24 protein-coding genes and 1 riboswitch are annotated in these 23,950 nt (G+C 68.1%); of the genes, 12 read left to right on the top strand and 12 right to left on the bottom strand.

Annotation, left to right across the window (positions count from 1 at the left end):
• Positions 1 to 8: 8 nt before the first annotated feature.
• The 3 genes from ACLIVD_RS24485 to ACLIVD_RS24495 form a co-directional block, all read right to left on the bottom strand.
• Complete coding sequence (locus ACLIVD_RS24485) at positions 9 to 1,370, bottom strand: peptidase MA family metallohydrolase (RefSeq protein WP_283334244.1); 1,362 nt, start codon at positions 1,368 to 1,370, stop codon at positions 9 to 11.
• Between the two features lie 49 nt (positions 1,371 to 1,419).
• Positions 1,420 to 2,472 (bottom strand): C40 family peptidase, encoded by a 1,053-nt coding sequence (locus ACLIVD_RS24490; protein WP_491930802.1) that lies wholly within the window; start codon positions 2,470 to 2,472, stop codon positions 1,420 to 1,422.
• Positions 2,473 to 2,852: 380 nt separating this feature from the next.
• Entirely contained in the window at positions 2,853 to 3,398 is a 546-nt protein-coding gene (locus ACLIVD_RS24495) for an NlpC/P60 family protein (protein ID WP_198601990.1), read from the bottom strand.
• Between the two features lie 14 nt (positions 3,399 to 3,412).
• A riboswitch (cyclic di-AMP (ydaO/yuaA leader) is annotated at positions 3,413 to 3,577 on the bottom strand.
• Positions 3,578 to 4,033: 456 nt separating this feature from the next.
• Between ACLIVD_RS24495 and ACLIVD_RS24500 the strand changes: the two genes are divergently transcribed.
• Positions 4,034 to 5,800 carry a DEDD exonuclease domain-containing protein gene (locus tag ACLIVD_RS24500; RefSeq protein WP_491930803.1) on the top strand — a complete coding sequence of 589 codons (1,767 nt, stop codon included), beginning with the start codon at positions 4,034 to 4,036 and terminating at the stop codon, positions 5,798 to 5,800.
• Positions 5,797 to 6,072 (top strand): Lrp/AsnC family transcriptional regulator, encoded by a 276-nt coding sequence (locus tag ACLIVD_RS24505; protein ID WP_005247708.1) that lies wholly within the window; start codon positions 5,797 to 5,799, stop codon positions 6,070 to 6,072. The genes ACLIVD_RS24500 and ACLIVD_RS24505 overlap by 4 nt, the downstream gene beginning before the upstream one ends.
• A 9-nt stretch (positions 6,073 to 6,081) precedes the next feature.
• Here the strand turns inward: ACLIVD_RS24505 and trpD are convergent, their stop codons facing one another.
• Both trpD and ACLIVD_RS24515 read right to left on the bottom strand, forming a co-directional pair.
• Complete coding sequence (gene trpD, locus ACLIVD_RS24510) at positions 6,082 to 7,170, bottom strand: anthranilate phosphoribosyltransferase (RefSeq protein WP_491930804.1); 1,089 nt, start codon at positions 7,168 to 7,170, stop codon at positions 6,082 to 6,084.
• Positions 7,171 to 7,213: 43 nt separating this feature from the next.
• A complete protein-coding gene (locus ACLIVD_RS24515; RefSeq protein ID WP_280782588.1) occupies positions 7,214 to 7,684 on the bottom strand; it encodes a hypothetical protein in 471 nt (156 codons plus the stop codon).
• Positions 7,685 to 7,811: 127 nt separating this feature from the next.
• Between ACLIVD_RS24515 and ctaE the strand changes: the two genes are divergently transcribed.
• The 4 genes from ctaE to qcrB all read left to right on the top strand — a co-directional run bounded on the left by ctaE (position 7,812) and on the right by qcrB (position 12,157).
• Positions 7,812 to 8,423 carry an aa3-type cytochrome oxidase subunit III gene (gene ctaE / locus ACLIVD_RS24520; RefSeq protein WP_005260123.1) on the top strand — a complete coding sequence of 204 codons (612 nt, stop codon included), beginning with the start codon at positions 7,812 to 7,814 and terminating at the stop codon, positions 8,421 to 8,423.
• A gap of 64 nt (positions 8,424 to 8,487) precedes the next feature.
• Entirely contained in the window at positions 8,488 to 9,339 is an 852-nt protein-coding gene (qcrC, locus tag ACLIVD_RS24525) for a cytochrome bc1 complex diheme cytochrome c subunit (protein WP_105413619.1), read from the top strand.
• Positions 9,336 to 10,478 (top strand): cytochrome bc1 complex Rieske iron-sulfur subunit, encoded by a 1,143-nt coding sequence (gene qcrA / locus ACLIVD_RS24530; RefSeq protein ID WP_105413618.1) that lies wholly within the window; start codon positions 9,336 to 9,338, stop codon positions 10,476 to 10,478. The genes qcrC and qcrA overlap by 4 nt, the downstream gene beginning before the upstream one ends.
• Positions 10,479 to 10,507: 29 nt before the next feature.
• Entirely contained in the window at positions 10,508 to 12,157 is a 1,650-nt protein-coding gene (gene qcrB, locus ACLIVD_RS24535; RefSeq protein WP_317567733.1) for a cytochrome bc1 complex cytochrome b subunit, read from the top strand.
• A 2-nt stretch (positions 12,158 to 12,159) separates the two neighbouring features.
• Here the strand turns inward: qcrB and ACLIVD_RS24540 are convergent, their stop codons facing one another.
• Entirely contained in the window at positions 12,160 to 13,107 is a 948-nt protein-coding gene (locus ACLIVD_RS24540; RefSeq protein ID WP_317567669.1) for a DMT family transporter, read from the bottom strand.
• 69 nt (positions 13,108 to 13,176) lie between these two features.
• Here ACLIVD_RS24540 and ACLIVD_RS24545 point away from each other — a divergent pair, with 69 nt between their 5' ends.
• Positions 13,177 to 13,779 carry a TetR/AcrR family transcriptional regulator gene (locus ACLIVD_RS24545; protein WP_283352578.1) on the top strand — a complete coding sequence of 201 codons (603 nt, stop codon included), beginning with the start codon at positions 13,177 to 13,179 and terminating at the stop codon, positions 13,777 to 13,779.
• A gap of 68 nt (positions 13,780 to 13,847) precedes the next feature.
• Here the strand turns inward: ACLIVD_RS24545 and ACLIVD_RS24550 are convergent, their stop codons facing one another.
• On the bottom strand, positions 13,848 to 14,264 hold the full coding sequence (locus ACLIVD_RS24550) for a cytochrome c oxidase subunit 4 (RefSeq protein WP_005573189.1): 417 nt from the start codon (positions 14,262 to 14,264) through the stop codon (positions 13,848 to 13,850).
• A gap of 41 nt (positions 14,265 to 14,305) precedes the next feature.
• Complete coding sequence (gene ctaC / locus ACLIVD_RS24555; RefSeq protein WP_043824202.1) at positions 14,306 to 15,373, bottom strand: aa3-type cytochrome oxidase subunit II; 1,068 nt, start codon at positions 15,371 to 15,373, stop codon at positions 14,306 to 14,308.
• A gap of 272 nt (positions 15,374 to 15,645) precedes the next feature.
• Here ctaC and asnB point away from each other — a divergent pair, with 272 nt between their 5' ends.
• Positions 15,646 to 17,571: an asparagine synthase (glutamine-hydrolyzing) gene (asnB, locus tag ACLIVD_RS24560; protein WP_283352579.1), complete on the top strand. Its 1,926-nt coding sequence runs from the start codon at positions 15,646 to 15,648 to the stop codon at positions 17,569 to 17,571.
• A gap of 71 nt (positions 17,572 to 17,642) precedes the next feature.
• Here asnB and ACLIVD_RS24565 read toward each other — a convergent pair whose 3' ends face one another.
• The 3 genes from ACLIVD_RS24565 to ACLIVD_RS24575 all read right to left on the bottom strand — a co-directional run bounded on the left by ACLIVD_RS24565 (position 17,643) and on the right by ACLIVD_RS24575 (position 20,361).
• Positions 17,643 to 18,617 (bottom strand): carbohydrate kinase family protein, encoded by a 975-nt coding sequence (locus ACLIVD_RS24565; protein ID WP_283352580.1) that lies wholly within the window; start codon positions 18,615 to 18,617, stop codon positions 17,643 to 17,645.
• A gap of 178 nt (positions 18,618 to 18,795) precedes the next feature.
• On the bottom strand, positions 18,796 to 19,146 hold the full coding sequence (locus ACLIVD_RS24570) for an iron-sulfur cluster assembly accessory protein (RefSeq protein WP_005247725.1): 351 nt from the start codon (positions 19,144 to 19,146) through the stop codon (positions 18,796 to 18,798).
• Positions 19,147 to 19,287: 141 nt separating this feature from the next.
• Positions 19,288 to 20,361 carry a glycerate kinase family protein gene (locus ACLIVD_RS24575; protein WP_317567666.1) on the bottom strand — a complete coding sequence of 358 codons (1,074 nt, stop codon included), beginning with the start codon at positions 20,359 to 20,361 and terminating at the stop codon, positions 19,288 to 19,290.
• An 88-nt stretch (positions 20,362 to 20,449) separates the two neighbouring features.
• Here ACLIVD_RS24575 and ACLIVD_RS24580 point away from each other — a divergent pair, with 88 nt between their 5' ends.
• Entirely contained in the window at positions 20,450 to 21,106 is a 657-nt protein-coding gene (locus ACLIVD_RS24580) for a DUF3043 domain-containing protein (RefSeq protein ID WP_025432893.1), read from the top strand.
• Positions 21,107 to 21,109: 3 nt separating this feature from the next.
• Here the strand turns inward: ACLIVD_RS24580 and ACLIVD_RS24585 are convergent, their stop codons facing one another.
• On the bottom strand, positions 21,110 to 21,325 hold the full coding sequence (locus tag ACLIVD_RS24585) for a hypothetical protein (RefSeq protein WP_280782596.1): 216 nt from the start codon (positions 21,323 to 21,325) through the stop codon (positions 21,110 to 21,112).
• Between the two features lie 100 nt (positions 21,326 to 21,425).
• Between ACLIVD_RS24585 and cobU the strand changes: the two genes are divergently transcribed.
• From cobU to ACLIVD_RS24600, 3 genes are read left to right on the top strand one after another with little or no spacing between them, the layout of a single operon-like run.
• Positions 21,426 to 22,073, top strand: a complete 648-nt coding sequence (gene cobU / locus ACLIVD_RS24590) for a bifunctional adenosylcobinamide kinase/adenosylcobinamide-phosphate guanylyltransferase (protein WP_491930805.1) — start codon at positions 21,426 to 21,428, stop codon at positions 22,071 to 22,073.
• Positions 22,070 to 23,188 carry a nicotinate-nucleotide--dimethylbenzimidazole phosphoribosyltransferase gene (cobT, locus tag ACLIVD_RS24595; RefSeq protein WP_283352582.1) on the top strand — a complete coding sequence of 373 codons (1,119 nt, stop codon included), beginning with the start codon at positions 22,070 to 22,072 and terminating at the stop codon, positions 23,186 to 23,188. Before cobU ends, cobT begins: the two co-directional genes overlap by 4 nt.
• 2 nt (positions 23,189 to 23,190) lie before the next feature.
• On the top strand, positions 23,191 to 23,931 hold the full coding sequence (locus ACLIVD_RS24600; protein ID WP_283334235.1) for an adenosylcobinamide-GDP ribazoletransferase: 741 nt from the start codon (positions 23,191 to 23,193) through the stop codon (positions 23,929 to 23,931).
• Positions 23,932 to 23,950: the final 19 nt, after the last annotated feature.

Raw genomic sequence — 23,950 nt, forward strand, 5'->3', positions numbered from 1 at the left:
ACGCAGGGTCACCCCAGGTGAGCGCCCACCCAGTCGGTCCAGCGGTCGCGGAACTGATCGGCGTCGACGCCGAGGACGTCGGACAGCCGTCCGTCGACCGTCTCCGGGTCCGCCTCGCCCACGGCCAGCGTCCGGTACAGCTCCGTCAGCCTCGATTCGCCGTACTGCTCCGCGACGAAGGCGTTGATCGACCATGCCGTCTCGTAGGCGACCGAGCCGCGTTCGCCGTATCCGGAGAAGTCGGTGTCCTCGGGGAACTCGGTCGGCGGACCCTCGGCGCCCACCTGCGCGGTCAGTGCCGGCGCGATCTGCCGTTCGGCCTCGCCGGTACCCCGGTATGCCGCGTATTCCGCGTAGCCCTCCAGCACCCACATCGGTGAGCGGTCCACCGTCTCGGCGCGCGCCGCCACGTGGATCAGCTCGTGCCGCAGGATCGCCCGGCGGGTGACCTCGGTCAGCCGGTCCTCGGACGCGGGGCTGAACACGATCCGCTGTCCGGTGACCGTGGCGGCGTCGGGGTCGACGGCGTCCGAGATGGCGACGGCGGCGATGTCGCGTCCGTCGTGATTCGGGCCGACGAGCGCCGTGAACTCGTCCTGCGATCCCGCGACCCACACGAGCGCGCGGCCCGCCCAGTTCGAACCCCACAGCTGGGTGGCGTTGACGACGGCGGCGGGGAGTTCGTCCGCCAGCCGGTCGACCATGGTGGCGTTCTCGGGATGTCCGAGCACCACCGACGTTTGCCCGTCACCGGTGTCGACGCGGCGCGACACGACGGGTCCGAAATCCCACGGTCCGCGCCAGGTCCGCCGGTCGCCGTCCACGGTGGCGCTGTCGCTGACCAGTGCCCAGCGCTCGCCGCGCCGGGCGACGACGAGAGCCACCGGTTTGCGGGTGGGGCTCTCGTCCGCGATCGCGTAGCGGAGCTGCACGGCGGGGGCCCACACCTCGTCGGCCCCGAGCGCGTCGCCGAGGCTCGACGGCACCGCTGTCTGGGCGCCCTCGGCGATCTCGTAGCCCCAGTCCGAGAACTCGACCCCGGCAACGTTGCCCGCCCGCCGCGTCTCGGCGGCCAGGAATCCCGGTGCCGCCGCCTGATCCATCAGACCGGACAACCGGGCCGCGTCGTTCGTCCGCACGGCCGACGCCCAGGTGTCGAGGAGCGTCTGGACGGCTGTCGCACGCGCGTCGGCGTCGGCCTGCGCGGTACCGACGGCTCCGTCCGTGCCCCGCTCGGTCCGGGAGAACCCGGTCAGCGCGAGGACGACGACGACGGCGAGGACGAGTCCGGCCAGTGCGGCCAGCTCCCACGGGCGCGCCTGACGGCGCGAGGTCGGATCCGTTGCGGGAGACGGGTCTGAAGCGGGCACGCCGGTGAGTGTATGAGCACGCCCGGCCGCCGCTGTCGGACGGTCGCCGTCAGTAGCGGCGCGCCCCGTAGAAGGGGAACTTCGCCATCGACTCGATCTTCACCGGCACACCGAACGTCGAGGCGTGGAGAATGTTGCCGTTTCCTGCATAGAGGCCGACGTGGGACGCGTCGTTGTAGAAGAGGACGACGTCGCCGGGCTGCAGGGCGTCGCGGGACACCGGGGTGCCGCCGCTGGCCTGCGCCTGACTGGACCTCGGCAGCGTCTTGCCGATCTGCTTGTACGCCCACACGACCAGTCCCGAGCAGTCGAATTCGTCCGGACCGGTGGCGCCCCACACGTAGGGGTCGCCGATACGGGTCATGCCTGCCTGCAGCGCGCTCGTGCCCGAGCCGGGGGTGAGATGCGCGAGGATCGTGTTCGGGTCGAAGCCGGGCGGGAAGGGCGTGCCCGCCAGCTGGTCGCGTTCGGCGCCGGTGAGATCTCCGAATGCCTTGATCACGTCGGCGATCTGCGCCTGCAGGTCGCTCTGCTTGCGTTGCAGATCGTCGCTCACCGCTTTGGCCTGCTCGGTCGCGGACCGTGCGGAATCGGCGGACTTCTTCGACGCCTCGGCGGCCTTCGTGGCTTCCGACGTGGCCGACTGGAACTGCGCGACCTGATTGCGGGTGTCGTTGGAGATGGCGTCCAGGGCGGACATCTGGTCCAGGAGCTGCTGCGGCGAATCGCTCACCATCACGGCGAAGAGGCGATTGGTCCGTGCGCCCTGGTAGTTGGCGGTGGCGAGCTTGTTCACGACAGGCTGGAAGACGGCGACGCGCGCGTTGGCGGCGTCGAGCACACCCTGGTCCGTTGCGAGCTGCGCGTCGGCGTCGCGTTGCGCCGACTGCTTGGCCGCGAGATCGATCTGCGCGTTGTGGAGTGCCTCCGACGTCTGCTCGGACTGCCGGGACAGGTCACCGAGCTTCGTCAGCGCGTCGGTCGGGTTGGTGGTCACCGGGTCTGCGCCGGCCTGGATCGCCGGCAGCGACACGAGGGCCACCGACAGCACGCCGGCGGTCAGCACGCTGCCCAGGGAGCGCTTCAACTTGTGTGAGGCCACGGAAATGCAGTTCTCCGATCGTCGCTCTCCACCAGCCGGGCCGGGTGTCCGAGGCGCGGCTCAGGGATTTCCTCGGCCGATGCGACCGTGGAGTGCCGAAGAGGTGGTGACCCGCGTTGCCGCCCGGTTGGCGCGACAAGACTTCGCAAGGTCTCGGATAGGTTACGGAACGGCATACGTTTGTGTCCACCTATGTCACGAACGGGGTGGCGGGGACCACCCGACGGGTGAACGACACGCTGTCTGCCTGGGGCGCAACGACATCGAGGGTGGGTTCGAATCGTGATTCGAACCCACCCTCGGTGGTCGTGCGAGATCCTACGAAGCTACCCCGTGCATCCCCGCCCTCGACTCGGTGGATGCCTCGCCTCGCGTGTGGATCAGTAGCGGCGTGCGCCGTCGAAAGGCATGGACGCGATGGGCGCCAACTTGACGGGCTGACCCTCGGTGGAGGCGTGGATCACGTTGCCGTTGCCGGCGTAGATGCCCGAGTGCGATCCGCCGTAGAAGGAGACGACGTCGCCGGGGCGGAGATCGGACTGCGAGACGGGAGCGCCTGCCGCCGCCTGCGCGTAGCTGGTGCGCGGCAGGTTCAGTCCGGCCTGCTTGAACGCCCACTGCACCAGACCGGAGCAGTCGAACGAGTTGGGGCCGGCGGCGCCGTAGACGTACGGCGAGCCGAGCTTGGTCTGTGCGGCCTGAACGGCCTTGTCACCTGCGGTGCCGGCCGGCGCCGGGGGCGCGGGCAGGTTCGGGACACCGGGGATCTGCGGGATGACGACACCCGGGATCTCGAAGGTTCCGACTCCGGGGATGGTGACGGGATCTGCGGCCGCGGGGGCCGCGGTAGCGGTGAGCGCTCCGACTGCGAGCGCGCCGGCGACGACTGCCCGTCGCACATTCCGCTTGGAAACTTGTGACGCCACGAAAGGGGTACTCCGTTTCTTCCATTCATCCGCCGACCGAGTTAGCTGACGGGTTCGGGCTGGGAAGATCAGCCCTACCCACCGGTGCGTGAGGACGTCCCGGCGGGATTCACCCCAGTAGAAACTTGGGTTCCCGGTACGACCGCTCTCGCGAGTGGCCGATTAGGCGGTGACTAGCGATGCTGCCCCGGTGTTGGGGCTGCGAGACTCCGCTAGGTCTCAGGAAGGTTACGAAATGGAATACCCCGATGTCGACCGGAACACGCGGAAAGTGTCCGTTTGGGCCGATTCCGGCTTTGCGGGCGCGCGATACCCACATTCGGTAACGACCGGATAACAGGCGGTTTGTTTCCGATCTCGTTTCGACAGCGGGAGTGGGCATTTCGCGAAGCCTGACGACTCCCCGATTCTCTCCCGGTCAGCGTTTCTGCTGTTCAACCGGGGTGCCGCGGACCGCACCCGCGACACGCGCCCGACCGGCCGGTACCGGTCCCCGCCCCGTCCGAACACCTCGTTTTCGGCCGCGCGCCCGACCCTCGCACCGCCCGTGACCGCCGCCCGAGACGGTCAGTGTGATCCTCGTCTCTCCGGCTCTCCGGGCGGTTCTGTCGGTGCCCGTCCATACGCTCTGAGCCGTGAGCGTCCCCGGTGTACCCGAACAGCTGAGATTCGACGAGCTCGACACCCCACTGCGGGACACCACGTTCGTGGTGGTCGACCTCGAGACCACCGGAGCGCGGCCGGGCGAGGACGCCATCACCGAGATCGGCGCCGTGAAGATCCGCGGTGGCGAGGTGATCGCCGAAATGGCCACTCTCGTCGACCCGGGACGGTCCATCCCCCCGCACATCGTGGAGATCACCGGCATCACCACCGCCATGGTGATCGACGCCCCGCGGATCGAGCGAGTGCTGCCGGCGTTCCTGGAGTTCGCACGCGGCGCGGTGCTCGTCGCGCACAACGCCCCGTTCGACACGGGCTTCCTCAAGGCCGCCGCGTCCGCCACCGACACCCCCTGGCCCAAGTTCACCGTGCTCTGCACCGTCAAACTGGCCCGGCGCGTCCTCAGCCGCGACGAAGCGCCGTCCGTCAAGCTGTCGTCGCTGGCCCGGCTGTTCGACGTCGGGACCACTCCGACCCACCGGGCACTCGACGACGCCCGGGCCACCGTCGACGTCCTGCACGCCCTCATCGCGAGGGTCGGCAATCAAGGGGTGCACAGTCTCACCGAGCTCGTCGACTACCTTCCCGACGTCTCCTCGCACCAGCGGGCGAAACGGACGCTCGCCAGCCATCTCCCCCACGCTCCGGGCGTGTACCTGTTCCGCGGACCGTCCGACGAGGTCCTGTACGTCGGCACAGCGACCGATCTGCGCCGGCGGGTGCGCAACTACTTCACCGGCTCGGAGACGCGTGGCCGGATGAAGGAGATGGTGGCCTTGACCACCCGGATCGACCACGTCGAGTGCGCGCATGCACTCGAGGCGGGTGTGCGCGAGCTCCGGCTGCTCGCCGCGCACACGCCGCCGTACAACCGGAGGTCCAAATACCCGAAACGCGGGTGGTGGATCACGCTCACCGTGGAGGCCTTCCCCCGGCTGTCGGTGGTGCGTACCCCGACCGCCGACTCGCTCGGTCCGTTCCGGTCCCGCTCGACCGCCGTCGACGTCGCCGACGTCCTCGCCGAGTACTGCATTCTCCGCACCTGCACGAGCCGCATCCCGAAGGGAAGGGAGCACGGTCCGCAGTGCCCACCCCGCGAGCTCGGAGGCTGCCCGGCGTCCGTCCACGACCGCGCCACGGAGGACGACTACCGTCCCGGGCCGGCACTCTTCCGGCAGTTCCTGCGCGGCCTGGACGACGCCCCGCTGCAGCGCATGCGCGCACGGGTGGAGGAGCTGGCCGCCGGCGAGTTGTTCGAGAACGCCGCACGGCTGCGTGATCGCACCGCGGAGGTCGTGCTCGCGTTGCGGAGGATGCAGCGCCTTGCCGCCCTCACCGCGCTCGATCAGCTCGTGGCCGCTCGCCCGGCCGCGACCGGCGGCTGGGAGTTCGCGGTGATCCGTTCCGGGCGTCTCGCGTCCGCGGGCTGCGCCCGGCGCGGAATTCACCCGATGCCGGTGGTCGATGCACTCGTCCTCACCGCCGAAACCGTCGTTCCCGACGCAACTCCGCTCCGCGGCGCGTCCCCCGAGGAGGCCGGCCTGCTCGCGCGCTGGCTCGACCAGGAGGACACCCGCATCGTCAGCGCATCCGCGGGCTGGTGCGAGCCCGCACGGGGCGCCGGATCCTGGTCCGAGTGGTGCGCACTGGCGCGAGCGGGCAGCGCGTCGACACGGGACGCCGAGACCCGACCACCCGCGCCGGGTTCTGCCGACCACCGCTTAGGCTGGCGATCATGATCAACGCCATCGTCCTGATCCACGCCGAAGCCCACCGCATCCCGGAGACCGCTCAGGCCGTCGCCGACATCGAGGGCGTCGACAAGGTCTATTCCTGCGCAGGCGACGTCGACCTGATCGCGATCGTGCGGGTCCGGGACCACGCGAAGATCGCGGAGGTCGTCACCGAGGGAATCAACAAGGTGGACGGCGTCTCCCGGACGGCGACGCACATCGCGTTCCAGTCCTACTCCAGCGCGGACGTGGAAGCGGGCTTCTCGATCGGCGAGTAGCTCCGCCGACTATTTGCTGGTGGCCAGTCCCGACGTGAGTTCGGCCCACCGCGCGAGCAGCGTCGCGGCCGCTCCAGTGTCGATCGCCTCTGCCGCCGCCGAGAGTCCGTCCGACAGCGCGTCTTCGAGCGTCCGGCCGCCGAGTCCCCGGAACGCGGCGATCGCCGCCGCGGCGTTGAGGAGGACCGCGTCGCGTACGGGTCCGGTCTCACCGGCGAGGAGTCGCCGCGCCACCGCCGCGTTCACCTCGGCATCGCCGCCGCGCAGTTCGTCGAGCGACACCCGCGCGATCCCGATGTCCCTGGGGTCGAGCTGACGAGTGGTCACCGCCCCGTCCGCCACGATGTGCACGGTCGACGTCGTCGACGTCGTCAACTCGTCCAGGCCGTCGTCACCGCGCACCACGAGCGCCGAGTTGCCGCGCTGCGCGAGCACACCGGCGACCACCGAGATCAGGCCCGGGAACGCGCAGCCGATGAGGCCGGCCCGCGGACGGGCCGGATTGGTGAGCGGTCCGAGCACGTTGAAGACGGTCGGGATGCCGATCTCCTTGCGCGGCGCGCCCGCGAACCGCAGGGCGGGATGGAACACCGGCGCGAAGCAGAAACCGATGCCGACCTCCCGGACGCAGCGGGCCACCTCGTCGGGGCCGAGATTGATCTTCACCCCGAGTGCCTCGAGAACGTCCGCGCCGCCGCTCTTGGACGACGCGGCCCGGTTTCCGTGTTTGACGACGCGAATGCCGGACGCCGCGACCACGAGTGACGCCATCGTGGAGATGTTCACGGTGTTGGATCGGTCACCACCGGTGCCGACGATGTCGACGACGTCGTCGTCGACGGGGACCTTGCGCGCGTGCCCGAGCATCGAGTCCGCGAGTCCGCGCAACTCCTCCGGTGTCTCGCCCTTCATCTTGAGGGCGACCCCGAACGCCGCGATCTGCGCGGACGTGGCGTTGTCGGACATGATCTCGTCCATCGCCCATCTCGCCTCGTCCACCGACAGGTCACGTCCGTCGGTGAGCGTGCCGAGGACCGACGGCCACGTGCGTGCCGGCCGCACACCGTCGTTCGTCCCCTGAGCAGTAGGGCTCTGCATCGTCGTGTCCCCTTGTACTAGTGGCGGATCCGGTCCTGGCAGCCTAGTCACCGGGCGGATCGGACTCGCGCGCCGGTTGCATCGCGTCCCAGCCGTCGACCGAGCCACCGAGCCGCTGCGCCAGCCCGGCCATTCTCGACCGTTCCTGAGAACAGTGCAGCGCATCGAGGATCTGGACCCGCTGCAGCACGAGTCCGACCGTCGCACCGTCCTCGGCCGGGGATGCCGGACCGTCCGGATCCTGCGGTCGGTAACCGTCCTGCGCGGCGATCGACACGGCGTCGGCCACGGACGAGGCGGGCAGCCGCAGATGGTGCCGCAGCACCGCTTCCGCGCCGGCGTCCCACCGCGGATTCTCGGCGGCGGCGCGGTCGAGCGCGGTCGAGCACGCCTCCACGTCGTCGAAGCTCGAGGCGACGACCACGAGGTCGGGACGATCCTGATCGAGAGGGGCCGGTTGCCGACTGCCGAACAGCCTCCGCAGCCACCCCGTACTGTTGTCACGAGAGCGCATGACTCCACCCTTTCACGGTCCGCCACCAGGGCTGTCAGCAGGGAGAATCGGACAAGCGGGGCGCGTCGACGCGCCGAGGGTGGACCCGGGTAGTCGTCTCTTACGACGAAGCGTCATACTTCTGTCTGTGACGAGCGCAGTAGGGACTTCAGGATCAGCAATCACCCAACGCGTGCACTCGCTGAACCGACCTAACATGGTCAGCGTTGGCACCATCGTGTGGTTGTCAAGTGAGCTCATGTTCTTCGCAGGGCTCTTCGCCATGTACTTCGTGGCGCGAGCACAGGCGAATGGGAACTGGCCGCCGGAGCCGACCGAGCTGAATCTGTTCCTCGCCGTACCGGTGACGCTGGTGCTGATCGCCTCGTCGTTCACCTGCCAGATGGGTGTGTTCGCGGCCGAGCGCGGCGACGTCTTCGGCCTCCGCCGGTGGTACCTCCTGACGCTGGCGATGGGCACCTTCTTCGTCCTCGGCCAGGCCTACGAGTACATCCACCTCGTCGAGCACGGCACCTCGATCTCCAGCAGCGTGTACGGCTCGGTGTTCTACATGACCACCGGCTTCCACGGCATGCACGTGATCGGCGGCCTCATCGCGTTCGTCTTCCTGATCGCACGCACCAAGGTCAGCAAGTTCACGCCCGCCCAGGCCACCGCCGCCATCGTCGTCTCGTACTACTGGCACTTCGTCGACATCGTGTGGATCGGCCTGTTCGCCACGATCTATTTCATCCGTTGATCAGCTGAACGCCCCAGGCAGCCCCCTGACGTCCAGTCCGTCCCGACATACCAAAGGGATACAGATGAGTTCATCCCCCCCTCCCGCATCCGATACCACAGCGTCTGCCGCGAAGGCACGCCGCCAGCGGAAGCTCCGCAGGCGCGTCACGGGCGCCCTGGTCCTGATGATGGGACTGGTCAGCGCCGGTTTCCTCGCGTCCGCGTTGACGCCGACCCCGCAGGTGGCCACCGCCACCGACGATCAGGCAGCACTGATCCGCGAGGGCAAGCAGTTGTACGACACGTCGTGCATCACGTGCCACGGCGCGAACCTGCAGGGTGTGCAGGATCGCGGACCGAGCCTGATCGGTGTCGGCGAGGCAGCCGTGTACTTCCAGGTGTCGTCGGGACGCATGCCGGCCTCGCGCAACGAGGCCCAGGTCGAGCGCAAGCCCGTCAAGTTCGACGCCGAGCAGACGGACGCCATCGGCGCGTACGTCCAGGCCAACGGTGGCGGCCCCACCGTCATCCGCGACGAGAACGGCGAGATCGCCCAGTCGTCGCTGCGCGGCGGCGACATCGGACGCGGCAGCGAGCTCTTCCGCCTCAACTGCGCGTCCTGCCACAACTTCACCGGGCGTGGCGGTGCGCTCTCGTCCGGTAAGTACGCGCCGGTCCTCGACCCGGCCAGCGAGCAGCAGATCTACGCCGCGATGGTCACCGGCCCGCAGAACATGCCCAAGTTCTCGGACCGTCAGCTGACCCTCGAGGAGAAGAAGGACATCATCGCCTACATCAAGTCGTCAGGCGAGACGAAGCAGCCCGGCGGCTACGGACTCGGCGGCATCGGTCCCGCCTCCGAGGGCTTGGCCATGTGGGTCATCGGAATCATCGCTGTCGTCGGTGCAGCACTGTGGATCGGAGCAAGGTCATGAGCGACGCTGGCCAGCCGGGCGGCGCCACGCCAAAGAAGTACACGGATGCAGAACTCGAGAACCTGAGCCGCGACGAACTGGTCGAGCTCGGCACCAACCTCGACCACGTCGATGTCGCGTTCCGCCGCAACCGCTGGGCGGTTCCGGGGACGAAGGCCGAGAAGCGCGCCGAGCGGTCGGTCGCCTTCTGGTTCGCTCTCTCCGGCATCTCGGCGATCGCGTTCATCGCGATCTACCTCTTCTGGCCCTGGGAGTACGCAGGCGCCGGCGAGGAGCACTACTCGGCCTACAGCCTGTACACGCCGCTGATCGGCCTCACCATGGGTCTGGCCATCCTCGGCCTCGGTGTCGGAGCGGTGCAGTTCACCAAGAAGTTCATCCCCGAAGAGGTGTCCATCCAGGACCGCCACGACGGTGGATCGTCCGAGGTCGATCGCAAGACGATCGTCGCGGAACTCGGCGACTCGTTCGACACGTCGACGCTGGGACGCCGCAAGCTCCTCAAGCGCACCCTCATCTTCGGCGGCGGTGCCCTCGGCATCATGTCCGTCATGCCCCTCGGTGGTCTGGTCAAGAACCCGTGGGCCAAGCGCGACGACTCCCCGCTGTGGGTGTCGGGATGGACGCCCCGCTACGCGGGCGAGACCATCTACCTGCGCCGCGACACCGGTCGCCCCGAGGACGTCGTCCTCGTCCGCCCGGAAGACCTGGACGCCGGCGCCATGGAAACGGTGTTCCCGTTCCGTGAGTCCGACCGCGGCGACCACGACGCGCTGCTCGAGGCGCTGCGCGGCATCCGCAACGCGACCATGCTCATCCGCCTCCGCACGGAGGACACGGCGCGGGTCACCAAGCGCAAGGGCCAGGAGAGCTTCAACTACGGCGACTACTTCGCCTTCTCGAAGATCTGCACCCACCTCGGCTGCCCCACCTCCCTGTACGAACAGCAGACCAACCGAATCCTCTGCCCGTGCCACCAGTCGCAGTTCGACGCGCTGACCTACGGAAAGCCGATTTTCGGTCCGGCCGCTCGTGCACTTCCGCAGTTGCCTATTACAGTGAACGAAGAGGGTTTCCTAGTCACAACGGGTGACTACATCGAAGCTCTCGGCCCGGCATTTTGGGAGCGTCGACCGTGACCGACAACAAACCGTCCAAACTGAGCGCGATGGCCACCGGCCAGGCCGAAGCGATGGACTCGCGCTACCACCTCGCAGCGGGAATGCGGCGGCAGATCAACAAGGTCTTCCCCACCCACTGGTCGTTCCTGCTCGGCGAGATCGCGCTGTACAGCTTCGTCATCCTGCTGATCTCCGGTGTCTACCTGACCCTGTTCTTCGACCCGTCGATGGCGCACGTCGTCTACAACGGTGCGTACGAGCCGCTGCGCGGCGTCACGATGTCCCGCGCGTACGAGACCACGCTGAACATCTCGTTCGAGGTTCGCGGCGGTCTGTTCGTCCGTCAGATCCACCACTGGGCGGCGCTGATGTTCGCGGCGTCGATCGTCGTGCACCTGATGCGCATCTTCTTCACCGGCGCCTTCCGGCGTCCGCGTGAGGCCAACTGGGTCATCGGCTGCCTGCTGCTGATCCTGGCGATGTTCGAGGGATTCTTCGGCTACACGATCCCCGACGACCTGCTGTCCGGCACGGGCCTGCGCGCCGCGTTCTCCGGCATCACGCTGAGCATCCCGATCGCAGGCACCTGGATGCACTGGCTGATCTTCGGCGGCGACTTCCCCGGCGACCTGATCATCCCCCGCCTGTACGTCGCGCACGTCCTGCTGTTCCCGGGCATCATCCTCGCCCTGATCGCCGGTCACCTCGCGCTCGTCTGGTACCAGAAGCACACGCAGTTCCCCGGCCCCGGCCGCACGGAGAACAACGTCGTGGGTGTGCGCATCCTCCCGGTGTTCGCCGTCAAGTCGGGTGCGTTCTTCGCGATCACGTTCGGTGTGCTCGCCGTGATGGGTGGCGTGCTGCAGATCAACCCGGTCTGGACCATCGGCCCCTACAACCCGTCGCAGGTGTCGGCAGGTTCGCAGCCCGACATCTACATGATGTGGACGGACGGCCTGGCCCGCCTGTGGCCGGCGTGGGACATCTACCTGTTCGACCGCTACACCATTCCGTCGGTGTTCGCCGTGGCGTTGATCATGGGTCTGGTGTTCACGGTGCTGATCGCCTACCCGTGGATCGAGAAGCGTCTGACCAAGGACGACGCTCACCACAACCTGCTGCAGCGTCCGCGTGACGTTCCGGTGCGTACCGCGATCGGTGCGATGGCGATTGCGTTCTACGCCGTCCTGACGATCTCCTGCATCAACGACATCATCGCGTACCACCTGAGCATCTCGTTGAACGCGATGACGTGGATCGGCCGCATCGGCATGGTGTTGCTGCCTCCGATCGCCTTCTTCGTGGCCTACCGGTTCTGCCTGGGTCTCCAGCGCAGCGACCGTGAGGTTCTCGAGCACGGCATCGAGACCGGCATCATCAAGCGGATGCCGAACGGTCAGTACATCGAGATCCACCAGCCGCTCGGCCCGGTCGACGGCCACGGTCATCCGATCCCGCTCGAGTACCAGGGTGCGACCGTCCCGAAGAAGATGAACAAGCTCGGTTCCGCCGGCAAGCCCGGTTCCGGCAGCCTCGTCATGGCCGACCCGGTCGAGGAGAGCCTGGCTCTCGAGCACGCCCTGCACCACGGCGAGCACGAGCAGCTCACGATGCTGCGGGAGTACCAGGACCGCGCCCACGGCAACGGTTCGTCGGCTTCCGGCAACGGATCGTCCGGCAACGGCGAGGCCCACTAGCCTCACCTCCGCAACCGAGCAGAGCCCCGAACCACGTCCGGTTCGGGGCTCTGCTCGTCTGTGGGCGTGCCCGCTCCCCTCCCCCGCGGCTGTGGGCGGAACACGAGCGCGACCGCCCCGAGTCCCAGAAGTAGACCGAGCGCGGTGAGGATCCCGAACGGCTCGCCGAACATCACGGTCCCCCAGATCGCCGTCACCGGTGCCATCAGGAACATCAGGGCATTGACCCGGGTGACTCCACTCCGACGCAGCACGAGCCAGTACAGGCCGTAGCCGCCGAACGTGGACAGGGCGATCAGCCAGGCCACCGACCACCAGAACGATGCCGTCGGCGGTGGCGACACCTGTCCGGCGCACGCGGCGAGGGCGATGAAGAGCACGGCGCTGGTCGCGCAGTGCACGATCATGGACACGACGGGGTCGGTGTCGGTCGGTGAGCGACTCTCCAGGAAGGTCGCGGCCACCAGCGACAGCATCCCGGCGAACGGCACGAGATACGCCCACCAGGACACCCCGGACGCAGCGGTGGCGTCGCCTGCGGTGACGATCACGACCCCCGCCAGTCCGAGCAGCAGCCCCCACCACTGCCGGGGCGCGACGTACTGACCCAGCAGCGGGCCGGCCAGCACGGCGACGACCAGGGGCTGGGTGCCGTCGATCAGTGCCGTGGTGCCGGTCGAGACGCCGAGTCCGATCGCCTGGTAGACGGTCAGCAGATATCCGGTCTGCGACAGCGCGCCGACCGTCACCTGACGGCCGAGCGCACGGGACCCGAGTCCCCGCCACCGTGCGCGTCCGAACAGGGCGGCCGCCAGGGCAAGTGCGACGGCGAGCGGCAGGAACCGCCAGGTCAGTACGGTCAGAGGGGCCGCGTCCCCGGCGCCGAGTTTGGCCCCGATGAAGCCGGAGCTCCAGCACAGGACGAACATCACGGCGAGAAGCGCATTCACGTTTGACCACCACCTAAGTAAACAGATCGGTATACCTCTTCAACCTATACCGATCTGTATACTTTTGTCATGGAATCTGTGCCGTCACCGCGACGCGTCGTGCTGACACCGGGAGCGAGGCGGGCGCTGGACGCGGCCGGCCGCCTCTTCTACGAGCGGGGAATCCACGCGGTCGGCGTGGATCTCATCGCCACCGAGGCCGGTGTCACGAAGAAGACGCTCTACGACCGTTTCGGTTCGAAGGAACAGATTGTCGTCGAGTACCTCGCCGACCGGGACGAACGGTGGCGGGCGTTTCTCGCCGGCCATCTCGACACCGCCGGCGACTCCCCCGGACGGCGCCTGACGGCGATCTTCGACGCATCCCGGGAGTGGACCGCGGAGAACAGCGCGAAGGGGTGCAGCATGGTCAACGCGCACGCGGAGATCAGCGACCCGGCACATCCGGCGTACGCCGTCATCGTCGGCCAGAAGCGGTGGATGCTCGACCTGTTCACCGGCGTGTGCCGGGACGCGTCGGTGCGCGACCCGGAGACACTCGCACGCACCGTCATGCTGCTCCACGAAGGGGCACTGGTCTCACACGGGCTGCAGGTGTTCCCCGAGGCGGTGCGACTCGCATCCGATCAGGCGTCGGCGCTCCTCGCCGCGGCGGCAGGCCCGGCCCGTTAGTGACGGCAAAGCGGAGGCGCCGAATCCCGGTGGGATTCGGCGCCTCCGCGGTCCGACTGTGGGTGGAACTAGTGCTTCTCGGGCCCGACGTAGTACTCGAAGACGAGACCCGCAGCGGCCGCGAGAACCGCAATCACGGCGACCACGATCATCCACGGCTGGAAGAACGCCATCGCGACTGCGACGAAGGCGGCAGAAGCGGCGAGCAGGATCGGCCAGTAGCTACCGGGGCTGAAGAATCCCAGGTCGCCTGCGCCGTCGGCGATCTCCGCGTCCTCGTAGTCCTCGGGACGGGTGTCGAGTCGACGGGCAACGAACCGGAAGTACGTTCCGATGATCAGCGTCAGTCCCGCCGACAGGCAGATGCCCGTCAGACCCGCCCACTCGATACCGGTTCGTGAAACGGCGGTGAAGACGCCGTAGACGATCGCGACGAGAATGAAGAATACCGTCAGGATCTCGAAGAGCTTGGCTTCGATCTTCATATCAGCACTTGTCCTTGGTCAGTGAGGTATCAGCAGCAGGTTCAGTTACCTTCGACACCGCTCGCCTGCTTGTAGCCGCGATCGGTGGTGAAGGGAGACGTCGACGTCGCAACCGGGGACTCGCCGATGGCCTGCAGAGCCTCCGCCGTGGTCAGATCCCGGCCGCCTTCGCTCGCCGGCTTGCGCAGCTCGATGTACTGCGCGAACTTGTCGGGGCTCACGGCGCGAACCTCGAAGTTCATCATCGCGTGGAACGTGCCGCACATCTCGGCGCAGCGCCCGACGAAGGCACCTTCCTTCTCGATCTCACTGATCTGGAAGACGTTGTCGGAGTGGTTCTCCTTCGGGTTCGGGTTCACGTCGCGCTTGAACAGGAACTCCGGCACCCAGAAGGCGTGGATGACATCGGCCGAGGCCAGTTCGAACTGGATCCGCTTGCCGGTCGGCAGGACGAGGATCGGGATCTCGTTGCTCGAGCCGATCGTCTCGATCTTGTCGTAGTGCAGGTAGGACAGGTCCTGCGGGGTCTTGCCGTGGATCGGTCCGGGCTGGGCGTGCTCACCCTCTGCCTCCGCCTCGGATGCCGGTGCGGACTCGACCGCAGCCTGCGCTTCCTGATCGACGCCGTCGTACTTGCCGCCACCCTCGCCGAGGTCGATGGAGCGGTAGCCGAACTTCCAGTTCCACTGGTACGCAGTGACATCCACCACCACGTTGGGGTTGTCCTCCTTCTCGAGGACATGGTTCTGCACGACCACCGTGAAGTAGAACAGCACGGCAATGATGACGAACGGAACCGCGGTGTACGCCAGCTCGAGCGGCACGTTGTATGCCGTCTGCCGCGGGAACTCGGGTGAGTCCTTCTTCTTACGGTGGAAGATCACCGCCCAGAAGGTGAGTCCCCACACCAGCACACCCATGACGAGGGCGGCGATGACCGACCAGGTCCACAGTTCACGCATGCGGTGCGCCTGCGGGGTTACGCCCGAAGGCCACCCGAAACGAAGCACCTCGTTGTCGATTGAACAACCCGACAGCAGCAAGGCAGCAATGCCCAAAGATACTGCCAACCCTGCCCGCCGAAGGATCCGACCTTGCGCCACGTTCACGCCTTCCTGATCGCCGCAAATTCCACTAGGGCACACCCGATGGGAAGGCCCAATTACTACGCAGCGTAGACCAAAGGCGGCGGCTCTCCATCCTCGGGTCGGGCGACGTGTCGCTGCCGGTGCCGCGGCGGTGTCGCTGTTCGAGCCGGGGCACCGTCACCGGCGGCCCGAACCGGACGCTCCGGGAATCTGCGGCATACTTTCCGGCAGAGATCCCTGACCACTCCACCTCGTGGAGCCTTCCAAGATTCTGAATTGAGGTACCAGACGCTGTGTGCGGACTGCTCGGGCTACTGACCTCTGGAGAAACCAGCGACAACGCCGTCTCACAGGTCGACCAGGCAATGCACTGCCTGCGGCACCGTGGGCCGGACGAGCACGGGACCTGGCACGACGACCACCTGGTCTTCGGGTTCAATCGGCTGTCGATCATCGACATCGAACACTCCCACCAGCCTTTGCGGTGGGGTCCGGCGGAGAATCCGGAACGCTACGCGCTGACGTTCAACGGCGAGATCTACAACTACCTCGAGGTTCGGGCCGAACTCGCCGAGCAGTTCGGTGCGCAGTTCGTCACAGAGGGTGACAGCGAGTCCATCGTCGCCGCGTTCCACTACTGGGGCGAGGACGCCGTCCGTCGTCTGCGCGGCATGTTCGCGTTCGCGATCTGGGACACGGAGACGCGGGAGCTGTTCATCGCGCGCGATCCGTTCGGGATCAAGCCGCTCTTCCTGGCGACAGGCACCGGCGGCACCGCATTCGGTAGCGAGAAGAAGAGTCTGCTGGAGCTGGCGAGCCTGATCGGCATCGGCACCGAACTCGATCCGCGGGCCGTCGAGCATTACACCGTCCTTCAGTACGTGCCGGAGCCGGAAACCCTCCACAAGCAGATCCGCCGCCTCGAGTCCGGTTGCTTCGCACGTGTGCGCCCGGGCGAAGAACCCGTGATCACCCGCTATTTCGCGCCCACGTTCCCGGTGCGTCCGTTCGCCGCGGGCACCGAGCAGGCCCGCTACCGCGAGATCGCCGAGGCGCTCGAGGATTCGGTCGCCAAGCACATGCGCGCCGACGTCACGGTCGGGTCCTTCCTGTCGGGCGGCATCGACTCGACGGCAATCGCGGCGCTCGCGATGCGCCACAACCCGAACCTGATCACGTTCACCACCGGTTTCGAGCGCGAGGGCTACTCCGAGGTCGACGTCGCAGCCGAATCCGCCGAAGCGATCGGCGCGCGCCACGTGGTGAAGGTGGTGAGCCCGTCCGAGTTCGCCGCCGCCATCCCCGAGATCGTGTGGTACCTCGACGATCCGGTTGCCGATCCCGCACTGGTTCCGCTGTGGTTCGTGGCCAAGGAGGCGCGCAAGCACGTCAAGGTCGTGCTGTCCGGTGAGGGCGCCGACGAGCTGTTCGGCGGGTACACCATCTACCGCGAGCCGATTTCGCTCAAGCCGTTCGAGTACCTGCCCAAGGGCCTGCGGCGGGCCGCCGGGAAGCTGTCCGAGCGCATCCCCGAGGGCACCCGGGGAAAGAGCCTGCTCAACCGCGGTTCACTGACCCTGGAAGAGCGGTACTACGGCAACGCGCGCAGCTTCAACGACGCACAGTTGCGCGCCGTCCTGCGCGACTTCCGGCCGGAGTGGACGCACCGCGACGTCACCGACCCGATCTACGCGCAGTCGCAGGGGTGGGATCCGGTGGCCCGGATGCAGCACCTGGACCTGTTCACGTGGTTGCGCGGCGACATCCTCGTCAAGGCCGACAAGATGACCATGGCCAACTCGCTCGAACTGCGGGTGCCGTTCCTCGATCCCGAGGTCTTCAAGGTGGCGTCGCAGGTGCCGTTGGATCAGAAGATCACCAAGAGCACCACCAAGTACGCGCTGCGTCAGGCACTGGAGGGCATCGTGCCCGGGCACGTGCTCCATCGGGCGAAGCTGGGCTTCCCGGTGCCGCTGCGGCACTGGCTGCGCGGCACGGAACTGTTCGATTGGGCACATGAGCAGATCGCGGCGTCGGGCACCGATCACCTGCTCGACAAGGCCGCGATCACGAAGATGCTGAACGACCACCGGGACGGCGTGTCCGACCACAGCCGTCGCCTGTGGACCGTGCTGATCTTCATGGTCTGGCACGGCATCTTCGTCGAGAACCGCATCGTTCCGGAGATCGCCGAGCCGGCGTACCCGGTCTCGCTGTAGGCGCTTCGCGCCCGTGCGCCTTTTTGGTAGTTGGCGCTACCAAAAAGGCGCACGGGCGGCGGAGCCGCCTGTTACGGCAGGACGGCAGCGATCTCGTCGGCCGCGGTGGATCCGTAGGCGTCTGCGAGGCGCTTGACGGCCTCGTCGCGGTCGAACGTCCATTCCTGGGTTCCGACGGTCTCCAGTACGAGCACGGCCACCAGCGACCCCAGCTGTGCGGAGCGCTCGAAACTCAGGCCCGCGCTGTGCGCGAGGAGGAATCCGGCCCGGAATCCGTCACCGACACCGGTCGGGTCGACCTTCGCCTTCTCGGGGACGACGGCGACGCGGGTCCAGTTGCCCTCGGAATCGACGATCTCGACGCCCTTGGAACCGAGCGTGGTGACGCGGACACCGACCTGAGCGCGGATCTCCTCTTCGGACAGTCCGGTCTTCTGCTGCAGCAGTCCCCATTCGTACTCGTTCGTGAACAGGTATTTTGCGCCGTGGATCAGCGCCGCCGCCTCCTCGCCGTTCAGTCGGGCGAGTTGCTGCGAAGGGTCGGCGGCGAAGGGGATGCCCTGCCGGCGGCATTCCTCGGTGTGGCGGATCATCGCCTCGGGGTCGTTGGCGCCGATGAGGACCAGCTCGAGCGGTTCGGCGTCCTGCGCGATCCCGGACAGCTGGATCTCGCGGGCCTCACTCATCGCACCGGGGTAGAACGAGGCGATCTGCGCCATGTCCTCGTCGGTGGTGCACACGAAACGCGCGGTGTGCGCGGTGGTCGAGATCCGGACGGCGGTGCAGTCGACGCCGTTGCTCTCGAGCCACCGGCGGTAGTCCGCGAAGTCGGCTCCGACAGCCCCGACCAGCAGCGGAGATCCACCGAGGACGCCCATGGCGTAGGCGATGTTGCCGCCCACTCCCCCGCGCCGGACTACGAGGTCGTCGACCAGGAAGCTCAACGAGATGTGGCTGAGCTGATCGGCGAGCAGTTGCTCGGCGAACCGGCCCGGAAACCGCATCAGGTGGTCGGTGGCGATGGAACCGGTTACCGCAATTGTCACGGGCGGATGCCTTTCGATGAGTTCGGTCGGGATTTCTCACCGTACCCCGGAGTACCACCATGATCGGTCGGCAGCACGGGACCCGGGTACGTGGAGATCGGGCACGAAAAAAGTCTGACGCGGCAGCCGGTCGGCGCCGCGTCAGACTTGTCGATTCAGTTGTACTTCGGCCTGGGACTCAGTTGAAGGAGTCGCCGCAGGCGCACGAACCGGTCGCGTTGGGGTTGTCGATGGTGAAACCCTGCTTCTCGATGGTGTCGACGAAGTCGATCGAGGCACCCTCGACGTACGGCGCGCTCATCCGGTCCACCGCGAGGGCGACGCCACCGAAGTCCACGATCAGGTCGCCGTCCAGGTTCCGGTCGTCGAAGAACAGCTGGTAACGCAGTCCTGCGCAGCCGCCGGGTTGCACGGCGATACGCAGTGCGAGGTCGTCGCGACCTTCCTGATCGAGCAGCGCCTTCGCCTTGGCGGACGCGGCTTCGGTCATCTTGACGCCGTGGACGGCGGTCTCGTTCTGCACAGTCATGGGCTCTCCCTGTAGTTCGTAACAAACCCGTGAACGCTTCAACGGTACTCCGCGCCCGACTTATTCCCGGGTTCCATTCCCTGCGGCAGCGTCCGCAGATCGATCCACGTCCATGGTATCCGACGTCACGGATTCGGGTTACTACCCTGCGGCCGCACCTTCCCACCCCCGGGCTGCGGCCGCCGCGAGGTCTCTCAGCTGCGCGTATGCGTCCGACATCGCGAGTTCGGTCGATCCCGCGTGATCGACCAAGGACAATGCGTCGTCGATGCCCGCGCTGTCGAGGTCCGCGGCGTCGAGGAGGACCTGCCCGGCAAGGACGAGCGTCGCGATCGACCGCCGGCGGGCGGCAGCGGCGAGCGCGATCACGAGTTTCCCGCGCAGCGACTGCTGGTCGAGGCGGCCTTCGCCGGTGATCACGAGCTGGGCGGAGGCGAGTTGGCGGTCCTGCCGGGTGCGCTGAGCAACCACCTGAGCACCGGATTCGCGGGTCGCGCCGAGGGCGAGCAGCGCGGCGCCGATGCCACCGGCGGCGCCGGCTCCGGCCTCGGCGGCGACCTCCCGGGCCGTCACCCGCTGCAGTTGCCCCGCCCACGCGGCGTTCCGGTCCTCGAGGAAGGCGACGGTGTCGGGGTCGGCACCCTTCTGCGGTCCGAACACGCGGGCGGCGCCGTGCTCGCCGAGCAACGGGTGCTCGACGTCGGACGCGGCGACCAGTTCCACCGAACGCAGGCGGGCGACGGCGGCGTCCGCGCTCCCGAACCCCTGCGCGAGTGCTTCGACGAGGCCGCGGCCGCCGTCGGTGCAGCTGCTGCCGCCGAGACCGACGACGATTCTGCGCGCTCCGGCGTCGAGGGCCGCCACGACGAGTTGACCGACGCCTCGACTGTGTGCGTCGCGGGCGGTGCGGGGCGTCGGCGGTCCGCCCAGCAGTCCGAGTCCGCAGGCCTGGGCGGATTCGAGGTAGGCGTCGGTGCCGTCGAGGAGCCAGCGAGCGGTGACGTCGGCGCCGAGCGGCCCTTCCACGACCGCGGTGCGGACGGTGCCACCCGCCGCGGCGATCACGTCCACGAATCCGGGGCCACCGTCGGACTGCGGCGCCTCGATCAGCTGGTCGTCCGGGCGCACCGCCGACCATCCCGCCGCGATCGCGGCGGTCGCCTCGACGGCGGTCAGCGTTTCACCGAAGGAGTCCGGTGCGATCATCACTCGCATCGGCGAAGTGTATGGCGACGGGCGCGACCCGGCATTTCGATGTGAGGGCGGTTTTCCTCCCGGTGGCGTCTTCCCATACTCTGGAAGGGTGAAATTGCTACGCCGCGGTGATTCGGACAATTCAGACAAGCGGGACGTCGAGGTCGCCGAGTCGTCCACGGCCTCGGAGGCGGAGTCCGCCGAACAGGCAGGCAAGGGCCGCCCGACCCCCAAGCGACGCGACGCCGAGGCGAAGCGACGTGGACCGGTCGCGCCCGCACCCCTGACGGCGAAAGAGGCACGCGCCCGTAAGAAGGCCACCCGCGGCAGCAAGGAAGAGCGCAAGGTCGCCGCGGCGGAGCGACGCGCCACCGCCGCCGAGCGACGCGCCCGCATGCTCGCCGGCGAGGACAAGTACCTCCTCCCCCGCGACAAGGGCCCGGTCCGCGCGTACGTCCGGGACATCGTCGACGCCCGGCGCAACCTCGTCGGCCTGTTCATGCCGCTGGCCCTGGTTCTCATCATGGCCATGTTCGTCAGCCCGGCGCTGCAGGCGATCGTGACGCTTGCCATGCTCATCATGATGATGTTCATGGCCATCGAGGGCGTCTGGCTGGGCCGCAAGATCAACAATCAGGTGAGGGAGCGTTTCCCGGACACCCCCGACGGCGGTTTCAAGCTCGGGTGGTATGCGTTCGTGCGTGCGTCGCAGATCCGCAAGCTGCGCGCCCCCAAGCCGCGGGTGCGCCCCGGCGACGCCATCTGACGGTCAGTTGTGGGGCGCGCGGTGCGTCTCGGCGAGCAGCCGCCCCAGTTCGGCGTCGCGGTCGTACGACAGGTCGGTCATGGGATCAGCCGGTCGGAAGAAGTTGTCGCGGTAGCTTTTCCGCAGTCGCGGCGGGAGTGGACCCAGGTGCCGACCGGCGTACATCACGGCCGCATGCAGCACGAGGAGAAGTGCAACGAGGACGAGGAATTCGGTCATGGCTGAAATTTTCCGCCCATTCACTTCCCGCCAACAGTGGCGGAATTGACGTTCTTCGTCAAAATACTGCCACTCCCGTGGGTTGGTAGCGTTTCCCTCCGTGCCCACCGCCGATTCCCCGGACCGCCCGAGCCGTCCGAACCAGACGTCGCGAACATTGGTGCTCGGCGGTGCACGCTCCGGAAAATCCGCTCACGCCGAGGAACTGACGCAGGCCCTGGCCGGGGCGGGCCGGGTGCGCTACGTCGCCACCAGTCACCGCGACCCCGACGACCACGACTGGGAACACCGCATCGCTCACCACCGCGATCGACGTCCCGGCAGCTGGCTCACCGTGGAAACCGCGCACCGGCTCGACCTCGCCGACCAGCTGCGTTCTCCCACCGAGGCCGCGGCCACCCTCGTCGACGATCTCGGCACCTGGCTCACCGTCGAACTCGACGGCGCCGCAGCCTGGGAATCGCCGCGGGGCACCATCACCTCACGCACGGACGAACTCGTCGCGAGCGTCCGCGACTACCGCGGCGCACTCGTGCTGGTGACTCCCGAGGTGGGTCTCGGTGTCATTCCCGAGACCCGGTCCGGTCGCCTGTTCCGCGACGAGATCGGCGCCCTCAACGCGCGACTCGCCCAGGTCTGCGATCGCGTCGTCCTCGTCGTCGCCGGGCTGACCATGATCTTGAAAGATGATCCCGCACGTGAGTCGCGCGGGCCAGAAGTGTCCACTCGAGCGAGAGGCCAAGCGTGACCAGCGAGTCCGTGAGCACCGACCCCGGTCGGTTCGAACCCGTCACCCCACCCGACGAAGGGGTGCGCGCACAGGCCGAAGCCCGTCAGCTGCAGCTCACCAAACCGGCCGGCTCGCTCGGACGCCTCGAGACGCTCGCGTGCTGGGCCGCGGCCTGCCAGGGCGTCTGCCCGCCCGTCCCCTTCGCGCGGGCGCGGGTGGTGGTGTTCGCCGGTGACCACGGGGTGGCCCGGACCGGCGTCTCGGCGTATCCGCCCGAGGTGACGGCCCAGATGGTGGCCAACTTCGTCGGCGGCGGGGCAGCCGTCAACGCTCTCGCGAACCGGGCAGGCGCCAGCGTGCGCGTCGTCGACCTGTCCGTGGACGGCGACACGGATCCGTCGGTGTCCGCGTTCAAAATCCGCCGCTCGTCGGGGGCGATCGACCGCGAGGACGCGCTCACCCACGAGGAGACACTGCAGGCCATCGAGGCCGGACGGTCCATCGCCGACTCCGAAATCGATTCCGGCGCAGACCTGTTGATCGCCGGCGACATGGGAATCGGCAACACCACACCGGCCACCGTTCTCATCGCCGCGCTGACGGACACCGAACCGGTGGCGGCGGTCGGCCGGGGCACCGGTGTCGACGACGCCGGCTGGATCCGGAAGACGGCAGCGATCCGCGACGCGATGCGCCGGGCCCGGCCGGTGGTCCGGGACACGGTGGCGCTCCTGCGGACGGTGTCGGGCGCCGACCTCGCCGCGATGGCCGGCTTCCTCGCCCAGGCCTCCGCCCGCAAGACCCCGGTGATTCTCGACGGCGTCGTCGTGACCGCGGCCGCCATGGTCGCGGAGGAACTCGCGCACGGCGCCCGCGCGTGGTGGCTGGCCGGTCACCGTTCCACGGAACCGGCACACACGATCGCGCTGAAGCATCTGCAACTCGACCCTCTCCTCGAACTCGACATGCGGCTCGGCGAGGGGTCCGGGGCCGTCACCGCACTGCCGATCCTGCAGGGCGCCGTCGCCACGCTCGCGGAGATGGCGACGTTCGCTGAGGCCGGCGTCAGCACCCGCGACGCCGAGGACGGCGACGGCACCGAGACCGGCTCCGCCGCCGATACCGCGGGCTGACCGTGTCGGGCGTGCTGCTCGCGTTCTCCTGGCTGACAGTTCTTCCCCTGCACGGACCGGATTCCGTGGACCGCGTGTCGGGTCGCCGCGCGATCCGGGCGGCGCCGGTGACCGGGATCGCGCTGGGAGTCCTGGCCGCGGGGCTGCTGTGGGCGCTCGTGTCCGCCGGTCTCGACCCCGCCCTCGCCGGCCTGATGACGGTGGGTGCACACGCTCTCGCCACCCGGGGCATGCACATCGACGGTCTGTCCGACACGGTCGACGGGCTCGGCTGTTACGGGCCGCCGGAGCGGGCGCGGGCCGTGATGCACAGCGGCGGTGCGGGCCCGTTCGGGGTGTGCGCCCTGGTGATCTGCCTGGGCGCGCAGGGACTGGCGTTCGGATCTCTCGCCGCCGCAGGACAATTCGCGTGCGTCGCCGTCGCCGTGGCGGCTGGGCGGGTGGCGGTCGTCTTCGCCTGCCGGCGCGGAATTCCCGCGTCGTCGACGGAAGGTTTCGGCGCACTGGTCGCCGAAACCCAGTCACCGTGGACCGGCATCGCCTGGACCGTTCCGCTCCTTGCGGCGGCCGCGTGGTGCACCTCGCCGTGGTGGCAGGGACCGGTCGTCGTGGCGGTTGCGCTGACGCTCACCGCGTTGCTGGTGGCCCACTGCGTCCGGCGATTCGCCGGCCTGAACGGCGACGTTCTCGGCGCCGCGCTCGAGATCACCGTCACCGTCGCGGCGATCGGTCTCACTTTCTGAGCACCCGCCGGAACCGAGC

This window comes from Rhodococcus sp. G6(2025) (assembly GCF_058628105.1).

What these genes read in the sequence shown, in the direction of transcription:
- ACLIVD_RS24505 (WP_005247708.1), top strand. Translation starts at nt 5,797, where the DNA reads ATGATCAACGCCATCGTCCTGATCCACGCCGAAGCCCACCGCATCCCG.
- trpD (WP_491930804.1), bottom strand. Translation starts at nt 7,170, where the DNA reads ATGCAGAGCCCTACTGCTCAGGGGACGAACGACGGTGTGCGGCCGGCA.
- ACLIVD_RS24515 (WP_280782588.1), bottom strand. Translation starts at nt 7,684, where the DNA reads ATGCGCTCTCGTGACAACAGTACGGGGTGGCTGCGGAGGCTGTTCGGC.
- qcrC (WP_105413619.1), top strand. Translation starts at nt 8,488, where the DNA reads ATGAGTTCATCCCCCCCTCCCGCATCCGATACCACAGCGTCTGCCGCG.
- qcrA (WP_105413618.1), top strand. Translation starts at nt 9,336, where the DNA reads ATGAGCGACGCTGGCCAGCCGGGCGGCGCCACGCCAAAGAAGTACACG.
- qcrB (WP_317567733.1), top strand. Translation starts at nt 10,508, where the DNA reads ATGGCCACCGGCCAGGCCGAAGCGATGGACTCGCGCTACCACCTCGCA.
- ACLIVD_RS24545 (WP_283352578.1), top strand. Translation starts at nt 13,177, where the DNA reads ATGGAATCTGTGCCGTCACCGCGACGCGTCGTGCTGACACCGGGAGCG.
- ACLIVD_RS24550 (WP_005573189.1), bottom strand. Translation starts at nt 14,264, where the DNA reads ATGAAGATCGAAGCCAAGCTCTTCGAGATCCTGACGGTATTCTTCATT.
- ACLIVD_RS24570 (WP_005247725.1), bottom strand. Translation starts at nt 19,146, where the DNA reads ATGACTGTGCAGAACGAGACCGCCGTCCACGGCGTCAAGATGACCGAA.
- ACLIVD_RS24575 (WP_317567666.1), bottom strand. Translation starts at nt 20,361, where the DNA reads ATGCGAGTGATGATCGCACCGGACTCCTTCGGTGAAACGCTGACCGCC.
- ACLIVD_RS24585 (WP_280782596.1), bottom strand. Translation starts at nt 21,325, where the DNA reads ATGACCGAATTCCTCGTCCTCGTTGCACTTCTCCTCGTGCTGCATGCG.